The 17,530-nt window shown below is 64.4% G+C and carries 16 protein-coding genes and 1 other RNA gene; 1 reads left to right on the forward strand and 16 read right to left on the reverse strand.

What is annotated here, in order from left to right; genetic code table 11:
* Positions 1-290 precede the first annotated feature (290 nt).
* From murB to mraZ, 12 genes are read right to left on the reverse strand one after another with little or no spacing between them, the layout of a single operon-like run.
* On the reverse strand, positions 291-1,256 hold the full coding sequence (murB, locus tag EH240_RS02405; protein WP_124995820.1) for a UDP-N-acetylmuramate dehydrogenase: 966 nt from the start codon (positions 1,254-1,256) through the stop codon (positions 291-293).
* Positions 1,253-2,656: a UDP-N-acetylmuramate--L-alanine ligase gene (gene murC, locus EH240_RS02410; protein WP_124995821.1), complete on the reverse strand. Its 1,404-nt coding sequence runs from the start codon at positions 2,654-2,656 to the stop codon at positions 1,253-1,255. Before murC ends, murB begins: the two co-directional genes overlap by 4 nt.
* Positions 2,653-3,777, reverse strand: a complete 1,125-nt coding sequence (gene murG / locus EH240_RS02415) for an undecaprenyldiphospho-muramoylpentapeptide beta-N-acetylglucosaminyltransferase (RefSeq protein WP_124995822.1) — start codon at positions 3,775-3,777, stop codon at positions 2,653-2,655. The genes murC and murG overlap by 4 nt, the downstream gene beginning before the upstream one ends.
* A 6-nt stretch (positions 3,778-3,783) precedes the next feature.
* Positions 3,784-4,935 (reverse strand): putative lipid II flippase FtsW, encoded by a 1,152-nt coding sequence (gene ftsW / locus EH240_RS02420; RefSeq protein WP_124995823.1) that lies wholly within the window; start codon positions 4,933-4,935, stop codon positions 3,784-3,786.
* Positions 4,935-6,335 carry a UDP-N-acetylmuramoyl-L-alanine--D-glutamate ligase gene (gene murD, locus EH240_RS02425; RefSeq protein WP_124995824.1) on the reverse strand — a complete coding sequence of 467 codons (1,401 nt, stop codon included), beginning with the start codon at positions 6,333-6,335 and terminating at the stop codon, positions 4,935-4,937. Before murD ends, ftsW begins: the two co-directional genes overlap by 1 nt.
* An 8-nt stretch (positions 6,336-6,343) precedes the next feature.
* Positions 6,344-7,426, reverse strand: a complete 1,083-nt coding sequence (gene mraY / locus EH240_RS02430) for a phospho-N-acetylmuramoyl-pentapeptide-transferase (RefSeq protein ID WP_095812511.1) — start codon at positions 7,424-7,426, stop codon at positions 6,344-6,346.
* Positions 7,427-7,452: 26 nt separating this feature from the next.
* Positions 7,453-8,886 (reverse strand): UDP-N-acetylmuramoylalanyl-D-glutamyl-2,6-diaminopimelate--D-alanyl-D-alanine ligase, encoded by a 1,434-nt coding sequence (locus tag EH240_RS02435; RefSeq protein WP_124995825.1) that lies wholly within the window; start codon positions 8,884-8,886, stop codon positions 7,453-7,455.
* Complete coding sequence (locus tag EH240_RS02440) at positions 8,883-10,337, reverse strand: UDP-N-acetylmuramoyl-L-alanyl-D-glutamate--2,6-diaminopimelate ligase (RefSeq protein ID WP_124995826.1); 1,455 nt, start codon at positions 10,335-10,337, stop codon at positions 8,883-8,885. Before EH240_RS02440 ends, EH240_RS02435 begins: the two co-directional genes overlap by 4 nt.
* Before the next feature lie 55 nt (positions 10,338-10,392).
* A complete protein-coding gene (locus tag EH240_RS02445; RefSeq protein ID WP_124995827.1) occupies positions 10,393-12,120 on the reverse strand; it encodes a peptidoglycan D,D-transpeptidase FtsI family protein in 1,728 nt (575 codons plus the stop codon).
* The gene (ftsL, locus tag EH240_RS02450; RefSeq protein ID WP_124995828.1) at positions 12,117-12,512 is read right to left on the reverse strand and encodes a cell division protein FtsL; all 396 of its coding nucleotides are present in this window, start codon (positions 12,510-12,512) and stop codon (positions 12,117-12,119) included. The genes EH240_RS02445 and ftsL overlap by 4 nt, the downstream gene beginning before the upstream one ends.
* A 4-nt stretch (positions 12,513-12,516) precedes the next feature.
* Entirely contained in the window at positions 12,517-13,533 is a 1,017-nt protein-coding gene (gene rsmH, locus EH240_RS02455; RefSeq protein WP_124995829.1) for a 16S rRNA (cytosine(1402)-N(4))-methyltransferase RsmH, read from the reverse strand.
* Complete coding sequence (gene mraZ / locus EH240_RS02460; protein WP_124995830.1) at positions 13,530-13,988, reverse strand: division/cell wall cluster transcriptional repressor MraZ; 459 nt, start codon at positions 13,986-13,988, stop codon at positions 13,530-13,532. The genes rsmH and mraZ overlap by 4 nt, the downstream gene beginning before the upstream one ends.
* 394 nt (positions 13,989-14,382) lie before the next feature.
* Between mraZ and EH240_RS02465 the strand changes: the two genes are divergently transcribed.
* Entirely contained in the window at positions 14,383-15,498 is a 1,116-nt protein-coding gene (locus tag EH240_RS02465; protein WP_124995831.1) for a cystathionine gamma-lyase, read from the forward strand.
* Between the two features lie 28 nt (positions 15,499-15,526).
* Here the strand turns inward: EH240_RS02465 and EH240_RS38715 are convergent, their stop codons facing one another.
* The 4 genes from EH240_RS38715 to EH240_RS02485 all read right to left on the reverse strand — a co-directional run bounded on the left by EH240_RS38715 (position 15,527) and on the right by EH240_RS02485 (position 17,450).
* Positions 15,527-15,736 carry a type II toxin-antitoxin system RelE/ParE family toxin gene (locus EH240_RS38715; protein WP_245435805.1) on the reverse strand — a complete coding sequence of 70 codons (210 nt, stop codon included), beginning with the start codon at positions 15,734-15,736 and terminating at the stop codon, positions 15,527-15,529.
* Positions 15,737-15,808: 72 nt separating this feature from the next.
* Positions 15,809-16,093, reverse strand: a complete 285-nt coding sequence (locus EH240_RS02475) for a type II toxin-antitoxin system ParD family antitoxin (RefSeq protein ID WP_124995832.1) — start codon at positions 16,091-16,093, stop codon at positions 15,809-15,811.
* Positions 16,094-16,253: 160 nt separating this feature from the next.
* Positions 16,254-16,654: RNase P RNA component class A (rnpB, locus tag EH240_RS02480), an RNA gene on the reverse strand.
* Between the two features lie 58 nt (positions 16,655-16,712).
* The gene (locus tag EH240_RS02485; RefSeq protein WP_124995833.1) at positions 16,713-17,450 is read right to left on the reverse strand and encodes a lytic transglycosylase domain-containing protein; all 738 of its coding nucleotides are present in this window, start codon (positions 17,448-17,450) and stop codon (positions 16,713-16,715) included.
* Positions 17,451-17,530 lie beyond the last annotated feature (80 nt).

Raw genomic sequence — 17,530 nt, forward strand, 5'->3', positions numbered from 1 at the left:
GGGCCTGCAACCGATATTTTCCGCACGCAACATTCCCGCACAGTGAGTCCGAGTCTTCCGGCAGGTTGACCCCCAGACGGAAAACGCGAGTAACGCGTCAAACGACTCAAATCAGGAAACGCTTCAGGGCAGAGAATCAGAGAGTTGATTCCCTGGCAAGTGTCTATGATTCCGAGAGATTCACTTTCCGCGAAAACGGGTCAGAAAAGCGTGTTGTTGAGTCTTTGTGGCAACGCTGGACGGGCTCGCCGACCACGCAAGTTCAAGCACTACGTGAACATCGCTGCGGGCTAGAGAAGCTGCCCCAGGAACTCCTGCACCGCGTGGCCGGGGCGAAAATTGCCCAGCCGCTTGATTTCCCAGTGCAAACGGATGCCCGAATGTTCCAGCACCCGCGCCCGTACCGTCTCGCCGAGATATTCGAGGTCGTAGCCGGTCGCGGTGCCGGTATTGATCATGAAGTTGCAGTGCATGGGCGACATCTGCGCGCCACCGATCATCAGCCCGCGGCAGCCGGCCTTGTCGATCTCTTTCCAGGCCGACGTGCCTTCGGGATTCTTGAAGGTCGAGCCGCCGGTCTTCTCGCGGATCGGCTGCACCGTCTCGCGATGGTTCTGCACAGCATCCATCGCCGCCTTGATCGCCGCCTTGTCTTCCGGAACGCCTTCGAAAATGGCGGAGGTGAAGATCAATCCGGCGGGTGCCGATGAGTGGCGATAGGAATAACCCATGGCGGGGTTGCTTAGCGTATGGACATTGCCGGCACGGTCGAGCGCCCGCACCTCGACGACCCGCTCACGCGTCTCGACGCCATTGGCGCCAGCATTCATCAGCAGCGCTCCGCCGATAGCGCCGGGAATACCGTGTAAGAAATGGAAACCGCCGATCCCAGCCTCATAGGCAACCGCTGCGAGGCGCTTGTCCGGCGTCGCGGCGCCCGCCCTAATGGAGGTCGATCCGGTAACTTCGGCCTCGCCAAAGCCCTTGGCCGACAACCTGACCACGAAACCCGAAATGCCGCCGTCGCGCACCAAAAGGTTCGAGCCGACACCGACGACCGTGATCGGGATTTCCTCCGGCACCGCGCGCAGGAAGGCAGCGAGGTCCTCCTCGTCGGCCGGCTGGAACAATGCTTCCGCCAGGCCGCCGGCACGAAACCAGGTGATCTTGTCCATCTCGGCATTGGGCGTGACGCGGCCGCGCAGGCCGGCGAGCTTGTCGCCGAGTTTATCGATCAGGTCTTGGCCGCGCATCATGAGGGGGCCCCGAGTTCCTTGGGCAGCGCGTAGGCCCATTGCGTGATGTTGCCGGCGCCGAGGAAGACGACGAAGTCGCCGGGCTTGGCAAGCTCGCGAATGGCCGGCGCGACCGCCGCCGGACCTTCGATATAGCGCGCGTCGCGGTGGCCGCCAGCGCGGATGCGCGACACCAGCGTGTCCGAGGTCACGCCATCGATCGGCTCCTCGCCGGCCGCATAGACCGGCGCCACCATCACCGTGTCGGCATCGTTGAAGCAGACGGAGAACTCTTCGAACAGGTCGTGCAGCCGGGTGAAGCGGTGCGGCTGCGCGATCGCGATGACGCGGCCCTTGGTAGCGCTGCGCGCGGCCTTCAGCACCGCCGCGATCTCGACCGGGTGGTGACCGTAATCGTCGAACACCTCGACCCCGTTCCAGGAGCCGGTGTGGGTGAAGCGCCGCTTGACGCCGGCGAAGGACGACAGGCCTTTCTTGATCGCCTCGGCCGACAGGCCGAGCTCATGCGCGACCGCGATCGCCGCCGTTGCGTTGGACACATTGTGGTGGCCAGGCATGGGCAGCCGCAGACCGGCGATCGTCGTTGTGCCCCGCCCCTTGCGGTCGCGGATCACCACGTCGAATTCGGATACGGCTCCTTCCATGCGATGGTTGGTGAAGCGCACGTCGGCCTGGGCGTTCTCGCCGTAGGTGATGACGCGCCGGTCTTCGATGCGGCCGACCAGCGCCTGCACCTCCGGATGGTCCGTGCACATCACGCCGAAGCCGTAGAACGGCACGTTCTCGACGAACTGGCGAAACGCCTCGCGCACCTTGTCGAAACTGCCATAGTGGTCGAGGTGCTCAGGATCGATGTTGGTGACGACGGCGATGTCGGCCGGCAGCTTTAGGAACGTGCCGTCGCTCTCGTCGGCCTCGACCACCATCCACTCGCCGTCGCCCATGCGGGCATTGGTGCCGTAGGCGTTGATGATGCCGCCATTGATGACGGTCGGATCGAGCCCGCCGGCTTCGAGGAGCGTCGCCACCATCGAGGTTGTCGTCGTCTTGCCGTGCGTGCCGCCGATGGCGACCGCCTGGCGGAAGCGCATCAACTCGGCAAGCATCTCGGCGCGGCGCACGACAGGCAGCAGCTTCTCCCGCGCAGCCTTGAGCTCGGGATTGGATTTCTTGATCGCCGTCGACACCACCACCACTTCGGCGTCGCCGACGTTCTCGGCCCTGTGGCCGACGAAGCACTCGATGCCTTTGTCGCGCAGACGCTGCACATTGGCGCCGTCCGCCTGGTCGGAGCCCTGCACCTTGTAGCCGAGATTGTGCAGCACCTCGGCGATGCCGCTCATGCCAATGCCGCCGATGCCGATGAAATGCACGAGGCCAATCGTCTGCGGCATCTTCATGCGCGCGTCCTCCTATAGTCCGAAACCGTTTTGCCGGACGCAATAGCCTCTGTCAGGTCGGCGAGCAACCGCGCAGCGTCGGGTTTTCCGGCCGAGCGGGCGGCCGCGGCCATCGCCTTCAGCCTGCCGGGCTCCTGCATCAGCCCGCCGACCAGCGCGGCGATCCGCTCGGCCGACAGCGTGGATTGCGGATGCACCTCGGCTCCACCGGCGGCGGCGAGCGCCGCGGCATTCGCCGCCTGGTCATGATCGAGGGCATGCGGATAAGGCACGAACAGCGCGGGACGGCCGATGACGGCGATCTCCGATACGGTCGATGCGCCGGAACGCGACATCACCAGATGCGCCGCCGCCATGCGCGCCGCCATGTCGGTGAAGAAGGGCGAGACCTGCGCATCGACGCCAAGGTTGGCATAGGCGGCCCTCACCCGCGCCACGTCTTCCGCCCGCGCCTGCTGGGTAATCTCCAGCCGTTTGCGCTGTGCCTCGGGCAGAAGCGCGATCGCCGCCGGCACGGCATCGGAAAAGAACTGCGCGCCCTGGCTGCCGCCGAACACCAGGAAGCGGAACGGCTCGGCGTCGTTGGATGCCAGGTAAGGGGTCTTTGCCGCTTCCAGTATCCGCGGCCTCACCGGGTTGCCGGTGGTCACCGTCTTGGCGCCTTCGGCACTTGCGCCTTCCGGCAAGAAGCCGCCGGCAATGGCGTCGACCCGGGCGGCCAGGGCCTTGTTGGCGCGACCCATGACAGCGTTCTGCTCATGGATCAGCGTCGGCACCTTGCGCCGGGTCGCCGCATAGAGCGGCGGCAGCGTCGGATAGCCGCCGAAGCCGACGACGGCCTCGGGCTTGATCCTGGCAATGACACGCCCGGCCCTGCGGACGCCCTGCCAGATCGTCCAGAAGGCCGAGAGCACGGCGATCGGGTTCTTCGAGCCCAGCGTAGCCGAAGGAATCGAGTGGATGTCGGCGGCGGGAAAATGGCCGGAGTAGCGCTCGGCGCGACGGTCGGTGGCAAGATGCACCTCCCAGCCGCGCTCGATCAGCTCATGCGCAAGCGCCTCGGCAGGGAACAGATGTCCGCCCGTTCCGCCAGCCGCCAGCAGGATGACACCCTTCGACATCCCGCCTCATTCCGCCGGCATGGCGCGCTGCGAGAAGGTATAGCCGATCTGCTTGCGCTTTTCGGGATGCCTGCGCGTCAGCGCCAACACCATGCCCATCGAGACGGCGATCGCAATCTGCGAGGAGCCGCCATAGGAGATGAAGGGTAGCGTCATGCCCTTGGCAGGCATCAGCTGCAGGTTCACGCACATGTTGATGGCCGACTGCAGGCCGAAAACGGTGACCAGCCCGCCGACGGCGTAACGGGTGAAATCGTCATGCTCCTTGAGCGCGATGCTCAAGCCGCGCAGCACGATGAAGGCGAAAATCGACATGATGAAGAAGCACATGATCAGGCCGAATTCCTCGCCCGCGACCGAAAACACGAAGTCGGCGTGGCTGTCCGGAATGACCCGCTTCACCGTTCCCTCGCCCGGGCCGACACCGAACCAGCCGCCATTGATCAGCGCTTCGCGGCCCATGTCGACCTGGAAGGTGTCGCCTTCGCCGGTGAGGAACTTATCGATGCGGGCGGCGACGTGCGGAAACACCGTATAGGCCGCGAACACGCCGCCGACGCCGGCGGCGCCAAGCGCGACGATCCAGAACCAGGGCAGGCCGGCCATGAAGAACATCACGCCCCAGGTACCCAGCACCAGCATGGTCTGGCCGAGATCAGGCTGCGCCACAAGCAGCGAGATCACCAGGGCCAGCAACAGCATGGCGAAGAGATTGCCGGGAATGTCGGGCTGGCGCTTATGCTCGGCAAAAAGCCAGGCGCAGATGATGACGAAGGCAGGCTTCAGGAACTCGGACGGCTGGATCGAAAGCCCGGCGAGCGACACCCAGCGCCGCGCGCCCTTCACCTCGACGCCGATGTAGAGCACCGCCACCATCAGCACCAGCATGATGCAGAGCATCACCAGCGACATGCGCCTTATTTGCCGGGCCTCCAGGAAGGAGACGGCCAGCATCACGATGAGAGCCGGGATGGTGAAGATGATCTGCCTTGTGGCGAAGTGGAAGCTGTCGAGACCGATGCGCTCGGCGACCGCCGGGCTCGCCGCGAAGGACAGGACGATGCCCAGCCCCATTAGCGACAGGAATGCCGCCAGGAACCAGCGATCGATCGTCCACCACCATGTTGCGACTGGACTTTTGTCGAGACGGCTTTGCATCAACGTGGTCCTCCGATGGGTTTCACACCATCAATAGCAGTCGCAGCTTGCCTGAAGGCTTCGCCGCGTACCTCGAAATTCTTGAACTGGTCGAAACTGGCGCAGGCCGGCGAAAGCAGCACGACCGCCTCGCCGCCGCTGTCGCTCGCCGCGTCATGGGCAGCGTGCTCGACCGCGGCAGCCAGCGTTCCCGATATCTCGTAAGGCACCGCTTCGCCGAGCGTGGCGGAAAAGGCGGGCGCCGCCTCGCCGATCAGATAGGCCTTGGCGATGCGCGGGAAGAAGCCCCGCAGCGGCTCGATGCCGCCTTCCTTGGGCAAGCCGCCGGCGATCCAGTAGATGCGGTTGAAGCTCGACAAAGCGGGTGCTGCCGCATCGGCATTGGTCGCCTTGGAATCGTTGACGAACAGCACATGATCCTTGCGGCCGACCTGCTCCATGCGATGCGCCAGCCCTGGGAAGCTTTCCAGACCCGCCTGGATCTCGCCAAGCTCGAGGCCGACCCTCAGGCAGGCGGCAACGGCGGCCAGTGCGTTCTGCGCATTGTGCTGGCCGCGCAGCGAGCCGATGCCCTCGAGGAAGGCAATACGACTGTAGCGGCCGTGCACGGCTTCCATCAGATTGGTGCCGTCGGCGAAATAGCCGTCGGTGAGCGGCAGGCGCTTGGAAATGCGGATGACCTGCCGGCCTGCCCGCTCCAGCCTGTCGGCGATCTGGGCGCACCAGGAATCGTCGACGCCGATGATCGCGGTGTCGCTGCCGGCCACCAGCCTTTCCTTGATCGAGGCGTAATGCGCCATCGTGCCGTGACGGTCGAGATGGTCGGGCGTCAGGTTGAGCAGGATGCCGGCGGTCGGATTGATCGAGGGCGCGAGATCGATCTGGTAGGACGAGCACTCCACCACATAGTGCCGTTTGGGCTCGGGCGGATCGAGCGTCATGATGGCGCGGCCGATATTGCCGCCCATCTGGGTGTCGCGTTCGGCGGACTTCAGGATATGCGCCGCCAGCGCCGTCGTCGTTGATTTGCCGTTGGTGCCGGTGATCGCGATGAAGGGCGCGGCCGGCGCGCGCTGGATCCGCTCGCGGCAGAACAGCTCGACGTCGCCGATCACCTCGACGCCGGCGCCGCGCGCCAGCTCCACCGTCCAATGCGGCTTCGGATGCGTGAGTGGCACACCCGGCGACAGGACGAAGGCCGCGAAACGCGACCAGTCGGCGCCGCGCAGGTCGCCGGTCGCAATGCCGGCGGCGGCCGCCTTGGCGACGCTGTCGGGATTGTCGTCCCAGGTCAGGATCTCGGCGCCGCCGGCAATTAGCGCATGCGCAGTCGCGATCCCCGAGCCGCCAAGCCCGAAGAGCGAAACGCGTTTGCCTGCGAAGGAAGCGGCGGGGATCAAGCGGTGTCCTATCTGAGCTTGAGGGTGGAGAGGCCGACCAGCGCCAGGATGACGGCAATGATCCAGAAGCGGATCACCACCTGGCTCTCGGTCCAACCCAGCTTTTCGAAATGGTGATGGATCGGCGCCATCAGGAAGACGCGCTTGCCGGTCATCTTGAAATAGCCGACCTGGATGATGACAGACAGGATCTCAACCACGAACAGGCCACCGACGATGACCAGCACGATCTCGTGCTTGGTGGCGACGGCGATGGTGCCGATCAGGCCGCCCATCGCCAGCGAGCCGGTGTCGCCCATGAAGATTGCAGCCGGCGGCGCGTTGAACCAGAGGAAGCCGAGGCCGGCGCCGATCACCGCGCCGAGCACGACCGCCAGTTCGCCGGTGCCGGGGACGAAGTGGATCTGCAGGTATTCGGCAAAGACCGCGTTGCCCGAAAGATAGGCGATGACGCCGAAGGACGCCGCCGCGATCATGATCGGCACGATCGCCAGCCCGTCGAGGCCGTCGGTCAGGTTCACCGCATTGCCCGCGCCGACGATGACGAAGCAGGAGAACGGCACGAAGAACCAGCCGAGATTGATGAGGAATTCCTTGGCGAACGGAAAGGTCAGCGATGACGAGAACGGCGCCTGGCCGTTGTGCATGATCACCCAGGCGGCGATGCCGGCGACGACGAATTCGATCGCCAGCCGCGCCTTGCCGGAAAAGCCGAGATGCGACTGTTTCGTCACCTTGAGATAGTCGTCGTAGAAACCGATCGAGCCGAAGCCGAGCGTCACCAACATCACAACCCAGACATAGATGCTGGAAAGGTTCGCCCACAAAAGCGATGAGCCGATGATGCCGCAAAGGATCATCAGCCCGCCCATGGTCGGCGTTCCGGCCTTCTTGAAATGCGTCTGCGGGCCGTCGGCGCGGATCGGCTGGCCCTTGCCCTGGCGAAGCCGCAGCGAATTGATGATGGTCGGTCCGAAGATGAAGACGATCAGCGCAGAGGTGATCAGCGCGCCGCCGGTGCGAAAGGTGATGTAGCGGAAGACATTGAAGGCCGAGATCTTGTCCGCGAAATCAACGAGTAAAGTGAGCATGCGCTTCCGTCCCCCGGAGCCCGACTTCAGGTCGGTTCAATGGTTGTGGCTTCCGCCGGAAATCTGCCGAGCAATGCCTCGACCAGCTTCGAAAATCCGATCCCTTTCGACGACTTGACCATGACCACGTCGCCGGGCCTGATTGCCGACATCACGATCGGCTTCAGCTCTGCCGCTCCAGCGCGGTACTCGGTTTCGACATCGGCAGGCAAGACGTCGGCCAGCGCCCGCATCTCCGGGCCGCCGAGAAAAACGTTGCGCGTCCCGGTGCCGACGATGAGTTCGGCAAGCGCGGCATGGAGTTTTGCAGAGTGGCTGCCCAGCTCCAACATGTCGCCAAGCACGGCGATGCGCCTGCCCTCGCCCGATACCGGCGTGGCGTTGAGCAGCGCCATGGCTGCCGCCATCGACGCGGGGTTGGCGTTGTAACTCTCGTCGATCAGCGTGATCGGGCCGTTGGGGTGGTGCAATATGTGGCGCCTGCCGCGCCCGCGCTCGGCCGAAAGATCGGCGAGCGCCGCCGCGACCTTGTCGAGATCGGCGCCGACCAGTTGCGCGGCGCCCAGAACGGCCAGCACATTCTGCACGATGTGGCGGCCAGGCGCCCCGACACGAGCCGCCACGTCCCTTTTGCCGATCTTGACGGCGATGTCGGAATGATCGGCATAAAGCTCGCAGCCAGCAAGGCGGAAGGCCGAACGGGCGTTTTCGCCGAAGCCGAAGACATGCTCGACACCGGCCTCTTTCGCCATTTTCCCGAGCAGCTTCCAGCGCGGATCGTCTCGGTTGAGCAGCGCGGCGCCGCCGGGCTCCACCCCCTCGCAAATCTCGGCCTTGGCCATGGCGATCTCGTCGAGATTCTTGAAGAAGCCGAGATGGGCGGCGGCAATCAGCGTGACGATCGCGACATGCGGCCTGACCATCTTGACCAGCGGCCTGATCTCGCCGGGATGGTTCATGCCGATCTCGAAGACCGCGTAGTCGCAGTCTTCGGGCATGCGCGCCAAGGTCAGCGGCACGCCCCAGTGGTTGTTGAACGACTGCGCCGAGGCATGCACCTTGCCGACCGCCGACAGCACGTGGCGCAGCGCTTCCTTGGTGGTCGTCTTGCCCGCGGAACCTGTCACCGCGATGATTTTCGCCCTTGAGCGGGCGCGCGATGCAATGCCGAGCTTCTCAAGCGCCGCAAGCACGTCCTGCACCACGATCATCGGCGCCGTCAGCCTACCGAGCGACGGCAGCTTGCCTTCTGCCACCACCAGCACCGCCGCTCCAGCCTTGACGGCTGCGGTCGCGAAATCATGACCGTCCATCGTCTCGCCCTTGATGGCGAAGAAGGCGTTTCCGGGCTCGAGACTGCGGCTGTCGATCGAAATGCCGGTAATGCCTTCCGGCAGAGAGCCGACCGGCCTGCCGCCCATGGCTTCGACGAGCGCTTCCGATGTCCAGAGCAAGCTCATGTGACGCGCTCCTGGAGCGCTTCGCGCACTTCCTCATGGTCGGAGAAGTGGAAGGTTTCGGTGCCGATCGTCTGGCCTTCCTCGTGCCCCTTGCCGGCGACGATCAGCGTATCGCCGGCATGGAGCATCGCCACCGCCTCATGGATCGCCTTGCGACGGTCGCCGATCTCGATGGCGCCGGGCGCCGCGGCAAGGATGGCCGCGCGGATGGTTTCGGGGATTTCCGTGCGCGGATTATCGTCAGTGACTATGACGATGTCGGCAAGCCGGGTCGCGATCTCGCCCATGATCGGCCGCTTGCCGCGGTCGCGATCGCCGCCGCAGCCGAACAAGACAACGACTCGGCCCGTGGTGAACGGGCGAACCGAGGTCAGCACATTTTCCAGCGCATCGGGCTTGTGCGCGTAATCGACATAGACCGGAGCGCCGGCCGCTGTCGTGCCGACAAGGTCGAGGCGGCCCGGCGCGCCCTTCAGTTTCTCCAATGCGGCCAAGGCCTTGCCGACGGATGTTCCAGTCGAGATGGCGAGGCCGGCCGAGACCAGCGCATTGGCGATCTGGAAATCGCCTGCCAGCGGCAGGTCTATCTCGTAAAGCACGCCGTCGGCCTCGACCTCGGCGCGCTGGCGCCGCCGCTCATGCTCGACGCGCTTCAGCGTCAGGAATTCGCCGTGGCGGCCGACCGTGAGCACGTTGAGACCCGCCGCCCGCGCGGCGTGAACCGTCGGCTCCGACCAGGGATCATCGGCGAAGATGACCGCCGGCGCCCCCTTCGGCAGCAGGGTATCGAACAGGCGCAGCTTGGCGCGATGATAGTCCTCGACCGTCGGATGGTAATCCATGTGGTCGCGGCCGAGATTGGTGAAGCCGCCGGCGGCGAGCTTGACGCCGTCTAGACGGCGCTGGTCGAGGCCGTGGCTGGAGGCTTCCATCGAGGCGTGGGTGACGCCGGCCTGCGCAAGTTCCTTCAGCAGCTTGTGCAGCGCCACCGGATCCGGCGTGGTCAACGAACCATACTCGTTGCGGCCGGGCGCCACGACGCCTGTCGTGCCGATCGAGGCGGCGGCAAGGCCGGCGTGCTCCCATATCTGGCGGGTGAAAGCGGCAACCGACGTCTTGCCGCTCGTGCCGGTGACGGCGACCATCGTCTCCGGCTGCTTGCCGAAGAAGCGCGACGCGCTCAACGCCAGCGCCAGACGAGGATCATCGACGGCAAGGACGGGGATCGACAGTCCGGAAATGGTGTTCCCTTTGGCGGCGACAACTGCAGCCGCACCTTGGCTCGCGGCGTCGGCTGCGTAGGCCGAGCCATCGGCCTTGCTACCGGCGAGCGCGAAAAAGACGACGCCAGGTCCTGCCTGGCGGGAATCGGAGGAGAGACCGGTAACCTCCAGATCGGGGGAAGCTGTTCCCTCGACAGGCAGGATGCCGGTTAGATCTTTCAGATGCATTGAGTCCCGTTCACCGCAACAAAATAAGCGCGCAGTTACCGGCGCGCCCCAAGAATCACTGATAGGAAACCAGCGTTGCACCATTTTCATGGCTGAAATCTGGCTTCACGCCAAGCATGGAAGCCGCACGCCTGATGATGTTAGCCGCCATGACGCCCGCGTTCGAGGCGGCGGTGGCGCCCATGCCGGGCTTTTCCGGCTTCGGCTCGTCGGCGATTGTGAGCACGATATATTGTGGATCGTCCATCGGAAAAGCGGCGACGAAGGCGTTGAAATTCTTGTCTTTTGAATAGCGGCCGTTGACCACTTTCTCCGCCGTGCCGGTCTTGCCCCCGACCCGGAAGCCCGGAACTCTGGCATTCTTGCCCGAGCCCTTCTCGGCGTTGAGCGCGTAAAGATAGCGCATGCCCTCGACGGTTTTTTCTTTGACTACCTTCTTGGCCACAGCCATCGCCTGTTCCGCCGTGCGTGGCAGGAAGGTCGGCTGGATCAGAAAGCCGCCATTCATCAGCGCGGCGCAGCCGACGGCCGTCTGCAGCGGCGTCGTCGACACACCATGGCCGAAGGCGATGGTGATCGAGTTGACCTGCTTCCAGACCTTGGGCTCGGTCGGACGCGCGACTTCCGGCAATTCCGTCTGCATTTTTTCGAGCACGCCCAGGCGATGCAGGAATTCGCGATGTCCTTCGATGCCGACAGCCTCGGCCTCCCTGGCCGAACCGATGTTGGACGAATAGATGAACACTTCCGGCACCGACAGCACACGGCCCTTGGCATGGAAGTCATGGATGGTCTGACGGCCGATCCGGATGGGTCGCGACGCATCGAAGCGGCTTTCCAGCGTCACCTTGCCGGAATCGAGCGCCATCGCGGTGGTGAAGCTCTTGAAGGTCGAGCCCATCTCGTAGAGGCCGGCCGACATGCGGTTCAGCCGGTCCTTGTCCTGGGCGTTGTAGGGATTGTTGGGGTCGAAATCCGGCACCGAAGCCATGGCGAGCACTTCGCCGGTCTTGACGTTGAGGACGACCGCGCCGGCCGCGATCGCATGGAACCGCTCCATGCCGGTCGCGACCTCGTCGCGGACGATGTGCTGGACGCGCAGGTCGATCGACAGCTTCACCGGCTTCAGGTCCCTGGCCACCGCCAGCCCCGACGCCTGCAGGTCGGTGAGGCCCTGGTCATCGATGTATTTCTCCATGCCGGAGATGCCCTGGTTGTCGATGTTGGTGAGACCGACAATGTAAGAGGACGTCTCGCCGCTCGGATAGAAGCGGCGCTTTTCGGTGCGGAAGCCGAGACCGGGAATGCCCAGCGCCATGATATCGGCCTGCTGTTTCGGCGTCAGCTGCCGCTGCAGCCAGACGAAGCCGGTGCCGCTTTTCAGCTTGTGGTAGGTCTGCTCATAGTCGATCTCGGGAAGCACGGTCGAAAGCTTCTCGATCGCCTCGTCGGCGTCGACGATCCGGCGCGGCTCGGCGAACAGCGACGCCGTCTTGATGTCGGTCGCCAGCACCTCGCCGTTGCGGTCGACGATATCCGGCCGCGAGGCCGTGACGCGGCTTTGCGGGCCGCCCGAATTGTCGGGGTTCTGCAGGCCGAGATAGACCAGCCGTCCGGCAATCGTCGAATAGATGGTGAAGAACACCGCCATCGTCATGACGATGCGGGTCCTGGCCTTGCCGCCGGTCGCCTTGCGGGCGGCGTCGACGATGATCGAGCCGTCCTCCGCGGGCTTCTTGCGGCGCCTCAGCAAGTCACCGATCCTTGGAAGCCTGCTGATCATTGCACGGTGCTCCCGGTGACCACCGGATCCTTGCCGCCCGAGGCTCCCTTGCCGGCATTGTCGGCCATGCCGCCAAGCCGCTGCGACGACAGATCCTCGATGTTGACAGGCTTCATGGGCACGTCGTCGAGCCCGCCGATCTGGCGGGCGTTGACAGGTTCGAGCCCGAGCTGCGACTTGTAGATTTCGGCAAGCTTCTGCAGCCGCGCCGGCTGGGTGAGCAGGCTCCAGTCGGCCTTCAGAAGATCGATCGTGTCTTCCTCGTAGCGGATTTGCGCCTGCAGCTTCTGCACCGCCGCCAGCTGGTCCTCGGCTTCGCGCTTAGTCTTGTAGGTCAACGCCGCCGCCGAGACCATGACGGCGATCAGGACTATGTCGCTGGTGCGAAACACGTGCTTACCTCTCCCCCGGCCGCTCGACGGCGGGAAGCTTTGGAAGGCCGAAAATCGAAAAGTCGCCGGCGCGTGCCGGTGCATCGGTGCGGATTGCCGCGCGCAGCCTGGCCGAACGCGCGCGCGGATTGGCGGCGATCTCGGTCTCGCCCGGCGTCACCCCGCCGCCGGACTTGCGGAAGGTCGCCAGCCGCGCCGGCGCGTCTGGCATATGACGCGATCCGCTGGCCGCATCGGCGCGATCGGCGATGAAGCGCTTGACGATGCGGTCCTCCAGCGAATGGAAGGTCACGACGGCAAGCCGTCCGCCGGGCTTGAGCACCCGCTCCGCGGCAAACAGCGCGCCGGCCAGTTCGCCGAGCTCGTCGTTGACGAAGATGCGTAGCGCCTGGAAGACACGCGTCGCCGGATGGATCTTGTCCTTCGGCGCGCGGCCGATATGGGTGGCGATGGCGTCCGCAAGATCGAGCGTGCGCTCGAAGGGCCGTTTCTCGCGCCGGGCCTCGATCATGCGGGCGATGCGGCCGGCATGCCGCTCTTCACCGAGGAAGCCGAAGATGCGGGCAAGGTCGCCCGCCTTGAAGGTGTTGACGACGTCGGCGGCGCTCAGGCCAGCCTGCGCCATGCGCATGTCGAGCGGCCCGTCGGCGCGAAAGGAAAAGCCGCGCTGGGCCTGGTCGAGCTGCATGGAAGACACGCCGATGTCGAGCACAACGCCGTCGGCGCTCCCGACATATTCATCCAGCGTCGAGAACGGCGCCTGAACGAGCTTCAGCCTGCCGCCGGCCTGCTGTTCCAGAGCCCTGCCCGCGGCGATCGCATCCGGATCGCGGTCGATGGCCACGACCGAGGCGCCTCGCTCGAGAATGGCGCCGGTGTAGCCGCCGGCGCCGAATGTTCCGTCGACGATTGTCTCGCCCGCCTTGGGTTCAAGCGCCTCCAGCACTTCGGCAAGGAGGACCGGAATATGGCGGGCCGGTCCGCCAACGGCGTGAGGGTCATCGCCGTGGCCAGCCATCATTCCGGTCGCTCCCCGGGCTTCGTCCCCTGCCGAAGCTGCAAGAGCCTGGCCCGCGCCTGCGCCCCATAGGCGGCAAGCCGACCCGGCTCCCAGATCTGAAAGAAATTGCCGCGGCCGACAAAGGCCACCTCCATAGAGATGCCCGTGTGCTCGCGGATGAAATCGGTCATTGTGATGCGGCCGTCCTGGTCGAGTTTCAGGAATGTCCCGTCGCCATGGCAGAAGAACGACATGTCGTCCGCCGTCTGCAGGAAGGGATCCTCGATCGCGATCCGCTGCTCGTAGCGGTCGAGCAGGTCGAGCCCGCCGACATCCATCGCCGGGCGATCCAGGCATCGTAGCGCGTAGAGCTCCGCATAGCCACGTTTCTGCACGACCGCGCGGAAATGCGCTGGAACGGATACCCGTCCCTTCGCATCGATCCTGTTCACTGCGTTTGACAGAAATCGGTCCACTACACGTTACAGCCGCTTCCGCCGCCGCACCCCTTCCCATGCTTTTCTCCGCGCCGCCGCGCATCGCCTCGCGACAAATCGCTTCATTCACCAAGGCGAGAACCGGCAAACGCGCAGCCGCCGCGACTGCCCGATTGGCGTACGCTTCACCCTGACGCGGAACGAAGGCTTGATGATGCGAATGGGATATCATGGGGTATTATGGGCGTCAACGGGAAGAGGCATCACAAACGCGCGCGCCACAACCAGAAAGAGCAGGCTGACGGCGTGTCTCGTCTTTATCGTCCATTAAGCCTAACGAAGCGTTTAGAAGGCTCTGGCCCAAAAAGACGAAGCTTGCTGCGAACAGCCGGCGCGCCTAGCGTCGAACCTCTGTTCAGCGAGGAATGAGCCCATGTCCGAAACCGCGAAATCACGCGCCGCCGCACTTGCCCATCTGCGCAGCCGCGATTTCGCCAAGGGCGATCCGATCCCCCTGCCGCTGACCATGGCCTCGATCTTTCATTCACCGGGCGACGCGACGGGCTTCGATCAATACGGCCGTTTCGGCAATCCGACATGGCATGCCGTCGAGCATGTGCTCGGTCATCTGGAAGATGCGCAATGCGTCGCCTTTCCGTCGGGAATGGCCGCGATCTCGGCGGTGTTTTTCGCGCTCGTCAAGTCGGGCGACCGCATTCTCCTGCCTTCGGACGGCTATCACACGACACGCGCGCTGGCGGAACGCTTCCTGAAGCCGCTCGGGGTCGCCTATGACGTCAGGCCCACATCGAGCATGCTGGACGGCGGTTTCGCCGGCTTCCGGCTGGTCTTCGCCGAAACCCCATCCAATCCACGGCTTGATATCTGCGACATCGCCGCCGTCGCCAACGCGGCTCACGAGCAAGGCGCGATCCTTATCGTCGACAACACGACGATGACGCCCTTCGGCCAGCGCCCGCTCGATCTCGGCGCCGATGTCGTGGTGTCGGCCGACACCAAAGCGATCAATGGGCACTCGGATGTGCTGTTCGGCCATGTCGCCAGCCGCAATCCGGATATTGTCGCAAAGGTCAGGGACTGGCGCGAGACGGCCGGCGGCATTCCGGGACCGTTCGAGGCCTGGCTCGTGCATCGCGGCCTCGAAACGCTGGAGGTGCGGTTAGACCGCATGTGCTCTTCGGCCGAAACGATCGCCCGTCGTCTGAAGGGGCATCGCGCCGTGAGCGGCCTGCGCTTTCCAGGCCTTGAGGGCGATGTCTCGCACAATCTGGCGCGCGCCCAGATGGAACGCTTCGGCTTCTTGATCTCGTTCGAATTGGCCTCGGAGGACAAGGCCGAGGATTTCATCAACAATTGCCCATTGATTGAATCGGCGACCTCCTTTGGCGGCGTGCACAGCTCGGCCGAACGGCGATCGAAGCGCGGTGATGCGGTGCCGCCCGGCTTCGTGCGACTGTCCATCGGCTGCGAACCGGTGGAGGAACTCTGGCAGGCGATCGAGGCGTCTCTGGACCGGCTTGGCGATTGAGCCTCGCCCGACCGGGTCGATCACGAATTCACGCGCCTGCTTCGATGTTGCGCCGCCCGTGCAGGACGCGGATGATTTCGATCGCGTCCTCGCCAACGCGATAAAGAGTAAGATATTCGCCGACGATGAGGTGGCGGATACCGGGAGCGATATCGTCACGCGGCGCGCCGGAGAAGGGATGCAAGGTCAACAAATCCCATCGCCTCTCCAGCGCGTCGACGAGGGCGGATCGCAGCATTCGGATTTCGTTCGGCGATATAGTCACCGATAGCCTCAACGTCGGATTCTGCCCGGGGAAGCAGCCGGCATTTCACTCCTCGAAGCCTCGGGCCGCGGCCATCTTTGCGTATTTGGCGCGCAAACGTTCCATGATTGGCTGGCCGTCCTGGGCAGGCCCGCTGTCGATCCCCTCCCGCACCAGCTTGCGCAGCTCCTCGACCGTATAGCCGAGCAGGTCGCGCCGATCCTTCCATTGCCTGAGCGCATCGCGGATCACCTCGCTCGCCGAAGCATACTCACCGGCGGCGACCACGTCGTCGACCGCCTGCGCCAGTTCCGGCGAAAGCGTGATGCTGCGTTTGTCTACCTGGCCCATGATGCGCTCCTATCTTTCCGAGCAAGGTACGATTTAATCGTACCGCTTTCAAGAAAACATGGCCGCGACAGTGTTAGATGAGACCGCGCCCAAAAATTGAATCGAAAGCTGCGCCGTCTGGCGCAAGCTTCTGATATCATTCGGTTATCAAACCTCGGAAAATGCCAGCTGGCCTGTAAGCCGGGTTCTGTATGGCCCCCGCGCCTTGCGGCGCGGGAACGTGGCGGCCATTCGTCTTGAGCGCATGTTGCCATGCACCTCACGCAACCTACCCGAGCGGTGAGCCGGAAACAGCCCTCGAAGGTTTCCCTTCGCACCGCCCCTATTCGGTCTTGCTCCCGGTGGGGTTTGCCGTGCCGCTCCTGTCGCCAGTCGCGCGGTGGGCTCTTACCCCACCCTTTCACCCTTGCCGCGGCGAATGCCGCGGCGGTTTGCTTTCTGTGGCACTTTCCCTGGGGTCGCCCCCGCCGGCCATTAGCCGGCACCGTGTCTCCATGGAGCCCGGACTTTCCTCACCCGCAGCCTTTCGGCTCTTGCGCGCGCGGCCGCCCGGCCAGCTGACAAGCGCGTATAAAGGGGTTCGCGCCTGAAAACGCAAATGAAAAAGGCGAACTCGCCCTTAGGCGGGTGAGCCGAGCGCCGCCATCTGCACCTTCACCTTGCTGCAATAGGCGGCCGACACCGGATTCATCCGCCTTGCGCCATGGCCGGCATTGTATTTGAGGATCGTGCCGCAGGTCGTGCCGCCGCCAAGGCCCTGCGCCATGGCGAGGTACTTCATGCCGTATTTGATGTTGGTGTCGGGATCGAACAGCCCCTTGACTGAACCCGTATAGCCCATCATCCGCGCCGTGGCCGGCTTGATCTGCATCAAGCCGATCTCGCCGGCACCGCCGACCATGTTCGGGCGGTAATTGCTCTCGATCTTGATAACGGCATTGGCGAGCGACATCGGCACGCCATAGCTTGCCGCATAGCGGGCGATGATCGCCGAATATTGGCCGCTGCCGGTCGCCGAGGACGACAAGCCGGGCTTTTCGGGGGCGGGCTTTCCGGGGACGGGCTTTCCGGGATGGATGGACGCCGTCGCCGTCAGATCGATGGCCTGCCTGCCGCGCTTCGAATAGCGCTTGACCGTTGATTTCGCCGGCCGCGCTGCGGCTGCTTTCTGCACTTTTGTCTGGGCGACTTTCCTGGCTTTTGCAGGTTTGGGATCCGGGGCGACCTTTTGCGTTGCGGGAGCGGCGGCAAAGCCATTGTCTGCCCGCAGGCTCAGCGGCGCGCCGTTCGCCGGACTGAAGGCAAAAGTCATCACTCCGGCAGCAACGGCTGCCGCTACGACGGTCAAATTTTTCATGTAGTCCTGTTCTGTTAGAACCGTGCGAAGAACTTCGCACAGCTAGGCCAATTCAACACCGGAGCATCTCGGGAGATAAA

It is taken from the genome of Mesorhizobium tamadayense (assembly GCF_003863365.1).
GTDB classification, from domain to species: Bacteria; Pseudomonadota; Alphaproteobacteria; order Rhizobiales; family Rhizobiaceae; genus Mesorhizobium; species Mesorhizobium tamadayense.